General features: G+C 66.7%; 4 protein-coding genes and 2 pseudogenes. 3 read left to right on the plus strand and 3 right to left on the minus strand.

Features of this window, described 5'->3' with window-relative positions:
• The coding region (locus tag BGN95_RS01695; protein WP_286771435.1) for a helix-turn-helix domain-containing protein at nt 1–129 on the minus strand (129 nt) is incomplete at its 3' end.
• Nucleotides 130–228: 99 nt separating this feature from the next.
• Between BGN95_RS01695 and BGN95_RS01700 the strand changes: the two genes are divergently transcribed.
• From BGN95_RS01700 to BGN95_RS01710, 3 genes are all read left to right on the plus strand, one after another.
• The gene (locus BGN95_RS01700; RefSeq protein ID WP_502688232.1) at nt 229–2301 is read left to right on the plus strand and encodes a malate synthase G; all 2073 of its coding nucleotides are present in this window, start codon (nt 229–231) and stop codon (nt 2299–2301) included.
• Between the two features lie 231 nt (nt 2302–2532).
• Entirely contained in the window at nt 2533–2658 is a 126-nt protein-coding gene (locus tag BGN95_RS01705) for a hypothetical protein (RefSeq protein ID WP_265268870.1), read from the plus strand.
• Nucleotides 2659–2674: 16 nt separating this feature from the next.
• Nucleotides 2675–3148, plus strand: coding sequence for a dihydrofolate reductase (locus BGN95_RS01710; protein WP_286771430.1), 474 nt, complete (start codon nt 2675–2677; stop codon nt 3146–3148).
• Between the two features lie 69 nt (nt 3149–3217).
• Here the strand turns inward: BGN95_RS01710 and BGN95_RS01715 are convergent.
• Nucleotides 3218–3471 (minus strand): annotated as a pseudogene (locus tag BGN95_RS01715) (GIY-YIG nuclease family protein).
• A 121-nt stretch (nt 3472–3592) separates the two neighbouring features.
• Nucleotides 3593–4833, minus strand: a pseudogene (locus tag BGN95_RS01720) (DNA-directed RNA polymerase subunit beta'); the annotation flags it as partial.

The raw sequence follows: 4833 nt of genomic DNA on the forward strand, positions 1-4833 counted from the left end.
CAGCCTTTCCTCCAGCCGCGCGAGCCGTTTCGACGCCATCGCCGGGGAGATTCCGAGCGCCCGCCCGGCAGCGGAAAGGCTGCCGGCATCGACCACCCTGGCGAACAGCTCATAATCGGGATCGAGCATCATTCGTTCCTTGGAGGAAAAGCTGCTTCAATTTCTTATAGCCTACCGATCAGGATACGGCTGGTCTATTCGCCTTGGACAAAGGAGCAGGCGATGACGATGAACGACAAAGCGGGATTGCAGGTTGCGGCGGAACTGGCGCAATTCGTCGATGATCGCGTGCTGCCGGGCACCGGGATCGCCCCTGAGGATTTCTGGCGCGGCGCCGCGGCGATCTTCGCCGATCTCGCCCCCGAGAATCGGGCGCTGCTCGCCGAACGCGAGCGGCTGCAGCAGGCGATCGATGCGCGCTATCAGGCCGGCGAGGCAGTCGACGAAGCGTTTCTGCGGAGCATCGGCTATCTCGTCGACGACCCCGCGCGCTTCACCGTCGGCACCGCCAATGTCGATGACGAGATCGCGCGGCTCGCCGGGCCGCAGCTTGTCGTGCCGATCCTCAACGCGCGCTTCCTGCTCAACGCCGCCAATGCTCGCTGGGGCAGCCTGTACGACGCGCTTTACGGCACCGATGCGATCCCCGGCAGCGCGGCGCCGGGCGGCTATGATGCGGCGCGCGGCGCGCAGGTGATCGCCTGGGCCAAGGCATTCCTCGACGAGGCGGTGCCGCTGGCGCAGGGTTCGTGGGCGGACCTCGCGGGCGATCCGGTGTTGCGCGATCCGGCGCAATTCGTCGGGCGGCGCGACAAGGCTCTGCTCTATCGCCACAACGGCCTGCATATCGAGGTGGTGATCGATCGCGATCACCCGATCGGGCGCGACGATCCTGCCGGCATCGCCGATGTCGTGCTCGAATCCGCGCTGACCACGATCTGCGACCTCGAGGATTCGGTCGCGGCGGTCGATGCCGAGGACAAGGTGGCGGCCTATGCCAATTGGCTCGGGCTGATGCGCGGCGATCTGGAGGACAGTTTCGAAAAGAACGGGCGGATGATGACGCGGCGGCTCAACCCCGATCGCGTCTACGCCGCGCCCGACGGGTCGACGCTGACTTTGCCGGGGCGGAGCCTGTTGCTGGTGCGCAACGTCGGGCATCTGATGACCAACCCTGCGGTCCGGCTGCCCGACGGCAGCGAGGCGCCCGAGGGTATTCTCGACGCGATCGTCACCAGCCTGATCGCGCTGCACGATCTCAAGCGGCAGGGGGCATTCGCCAACAGCCGTGCGGGCTCGCTCTATATCGTCAAGCCCAAGATGCACGGGCCGGCGGAATGCGCCTTCACCAATCGGCTGTTCGATCGCGTCGAGGATCTGCTCGGGCTCGTGCGGCATACGATCAAGGTCGGGGTGATGGACGAGGAGCGCCGCACCTCGGCCAATCTCGCCGCGTGCATCCATGCGGTGAAGGACCGCATCATGTTCATCAACACCGGTTTCCTCGACCGCACCGGCGACGAGATGCACACCGCGATGCGCGCCGGCGCGATGATCCGCAAAGGCGAGATGAAGACCGCGCCGTGGATCGCGGCTTATGAGGATCGCAACGTCCAGATCGGTCTCGCCTGCGGGCTTTCGGGCCGCGCGCAGATCGGCAAGGGCATGTGGGCCGCGCCCGATCGCATGGCCGATATGCTCGAACAGAAGATCGGCCATCCGCGATCGGGGGCGAATACCGCCTGGGTGCCGTCGCCGACCGCGGCGACGCTTCATGCGACTCATTACCACCGCGTCGACGTCTTCGCCCGCCAGCGCGAGCGCAGCGCGGAGGCGCCGGCGCCGCTGGAGAAGCTGCTGACGGTTCCGGTCGCGCCCGGCCGCAACTGGCAGGCGGAGGAGGTGCGCGACGAGCTCGACAATAATGCGCAGGGCATCCTCGGCTATGTCGTGCGCTGGATCGATCAGGGGATCGGCTGTTCGAAGGTGCCCGATATCCACGACGTCGGGCTGATGGAGGATCGCGCGACCTTGCGCATCTCGTCGCAGCATCTCGCCAATTGGCTGCTTCACGGCGTCGCGACCGAAGAGGCGGTCAATCAGGCGTTCGCGCGGATGGCGACGAAGGTCGATGCGCAGAATGCCGGCGACGCGGCCTATCGCCCGATGGCAGGCGAGGGCGACGCGAATCTCGCCTATCGCGCGGCCAAGGCCCTGGTGTTCGAAGGGGTCGGCCAGCCGAGCGGCTATACCGAGCCGTTGCTCCACCGCTTCCGCGCCGAGGCGAAGGCGCGGGGGTAATCTCCTGTCATGCCGGGCTCGACCCGGCATCCAGAGTCGCGAGCGATGACCTTTGTGGCTCTGGATGCCGGATCAAGTCCGGCATGACGATGAATGAGGAGGAGGGCAGCGACGGCGCGCGGCTTCCGCTCGCGCGCCATTTCGCCTAGCGTTCGCGCATGACAATGCTCGTTAATCTGCCGTTCAGCCGCATCGACTACAAGTGTAGTCAATGGTTTGGGAGACGGTGCGATGCGCGACTATTTGATCACCATCATCACCGCGACGGCGGCCGCGTGGATTCTTCAATACAGCGTCCCGCCGGCGCCGGCAACGCCTTCGCCGATGGCGACGCCGAGCCCGCCGGCAGGGGATTGATGCCGAGGGTCGCGGCGTGACCCGTGTCTCGCTGCACCTCGCGCGCGCCGACAACGGCGTGATCGGCCGCGACGGCGGGCTGCCGTGGCGGCTCCCGGCGGACCTCAAGCGCTTCAAGGCGCAGACGATGGGGCGACCGATGATCATGGGCCGCAAGACCTTCGAAAGCTTCCCCGCGCCCCTGCCCGGCCGCCGTCATATCGTGCTGACGCGCGATCCGGCGTGGCGGGCGGAAGGCGCCGAAGTGGCGCGCGATGTTGCCGGAGCGCTGGCGCTGGCCGGGGAGGATGCGGCGGTGATCGGCGGGGCGGAGGTGTTCGCGCTGTTCCTGCCGTTCGCCGACCGCGTCGAACTGACCGAAGTGCATCTCGACGCGGAAGGCGACACGATCGTCCCCCCGTTCACCGGCTGGCGCGAGGCGGCGCGGGAGGACCACCCGGCGGCGGAAGGCCGGCCGGCGTATAGTTTCGTGACCTTGGTGCGGGGATAGCCCGCATCCGTCATGCTAGCGAGAGCTGGCATCTCGTGCCTCAGGGATGCGGTCGAACAGATCGTCCCATTAGGCGTTGGCGGCGTCGATCAACGCAATCTTCCAATCGCGCTTCCACGCCTTGAGCGCCCTTTCTCGCGTGAGGGCTTTCCCATCGAGTCATGAAGTTCGGCGTGGACAAGCCGCGTCAAACCGTAGCGTCGGCAGAACGATGGACCAGCCCCGGGCCGATGCTGATCGACCCTTTCCGCGAGATACGCCGTCACGCCAGTGTCGAGGACACCGCGGGGTTTGTTGGTCATGATATAGGTCCAACCGCCCATCCGACATCCTACCGTGTGCCGATCGAGATGCGGCTTTCGCTGGCATGAGGGACTTGGATAAAAAAAACCGCCGCCCGGGCATCCCCGGACGGCGGTTCTTCTTTCACGTCGAGCGACCGGATCAGTCGTTCAGATATTCGCCCGCAGCCTCGTCGCTGCCGTCACCCGAGGGGACGACTGCGGCGAGCGGGTCCGGGCCGGTGCCCTGCGCATCGCGCGGCGAGCGGGCCAGCTCGGCGGCATGTTCGGCCGCCGCGCTGGTCGGCGCGGTGATCGCCATCGCCTCGGCGAGCTTGCGCTGCTGGACGCGGAGCGCCGCATCGCGCGACGATGCCGCGACCCTGAGGCGGTTCATGCCCGCGCCGGTGCCCGCCGGGATCAGGCGGCCGACGATGACATTCTCCTTGAGCCCCATCAGCGTGTCCTGCTTGCCCTGCACGGCCGCCTCGGTGAGCACGCGGGTCGTTTCCTGGAACGACGCGGCCGAGATGAACGAGCGGGTCTGCAGCGACGCCTTGGTGATGCCGAGGAGGATCGGCTTGCCCTGCGCGGGCTGCATGCCCTTGCCGAGCTTCGCGTTGACCTCGTCCATCTCCTCGCGATCCACCTGCTCGCCGGGGAGCAGGGTGGTGTCGCCGGCCTCGGTGATCTCGACCTTCTGCAGCATCTGGCGAACGATCACCTCGATGTGCTTGTCGTTGATCTTCACGCCCTGCAGTCGATAGACTTCCTGGATTTCGCTGACGAGATATTCCGCCAGCGGCTCGATCCCGAGCACTTCCAGAATGTCATGCGGGTCGGGGCTGCCGCCGATCAGGTTGTCGCCACGCTTGACGTAGTCGCCTTCCTGAACGTCGATCACCTTCGACTTCGGCACCAGATATTCGACGACGTCGCCGCCATCCTCGGGCTGGATGCCGATCTTGCGCTTCGCCTTATAGTCCTTGCCGAACACGACACGGCCGGAGACCTTTGCGATGATCGCATTCTCCTTCGGCTTGCGCGCCTCGAACAGCTCGGCGACGCGCGGCAGACCGCCGGTGATGTCGCGGGTCTTGGCGCTTTCGCGCGCGACACGCGCCAGCACGTCACCCGCCTGCACCGTCGCACCGTCCTCGACCGACAGCACCGCACCCGGCGCCAGCATGTAGCGCGCGGTCTCGCCCGAGCCCGCGTCGAGCAGGGTGATCCGCGGACGCAGATCCTCCTTCGACTTGGAACCGGCGCGGAACTCGGTGACGACGCGCTGGGCGATGCCCGTCGCTTCGTCGACCTGCTCGGTCAGCGTCTTGTTCTCGACGAGATCCTGGAACTTCACCGTGCCGCCGGTCTCGGTGATCACCGGCATGGTGAACGGATCCC

The organism is Sphingomonas sp. 66-10 (assembly GCF_001897045.1).
Lineage (GTDB): Bacteria > Pseudomonadota > Alphaproteobacteria > Sphingomonadales > Sphingomonadaceae > Sphingomonas > Sphingomonas lycopersici.

Bases quoted from the DNA above. Each gene is read 5' to 3' on its own strand.
- BGN95_RS01700 (WP_502688232.1), top strand. From the start codon at position 229: ATGAACGACAAAGCGGGATTGCAGGTTGCGGCGGAACTGGCGCAATTC.
- BGN95_RS01705 (WP_265268870.1), top strand. From the start codon at position 2,533: ATGCGCGACTATTTGATCACCATCATCACCGCGACGGCGGCCGCGTGG.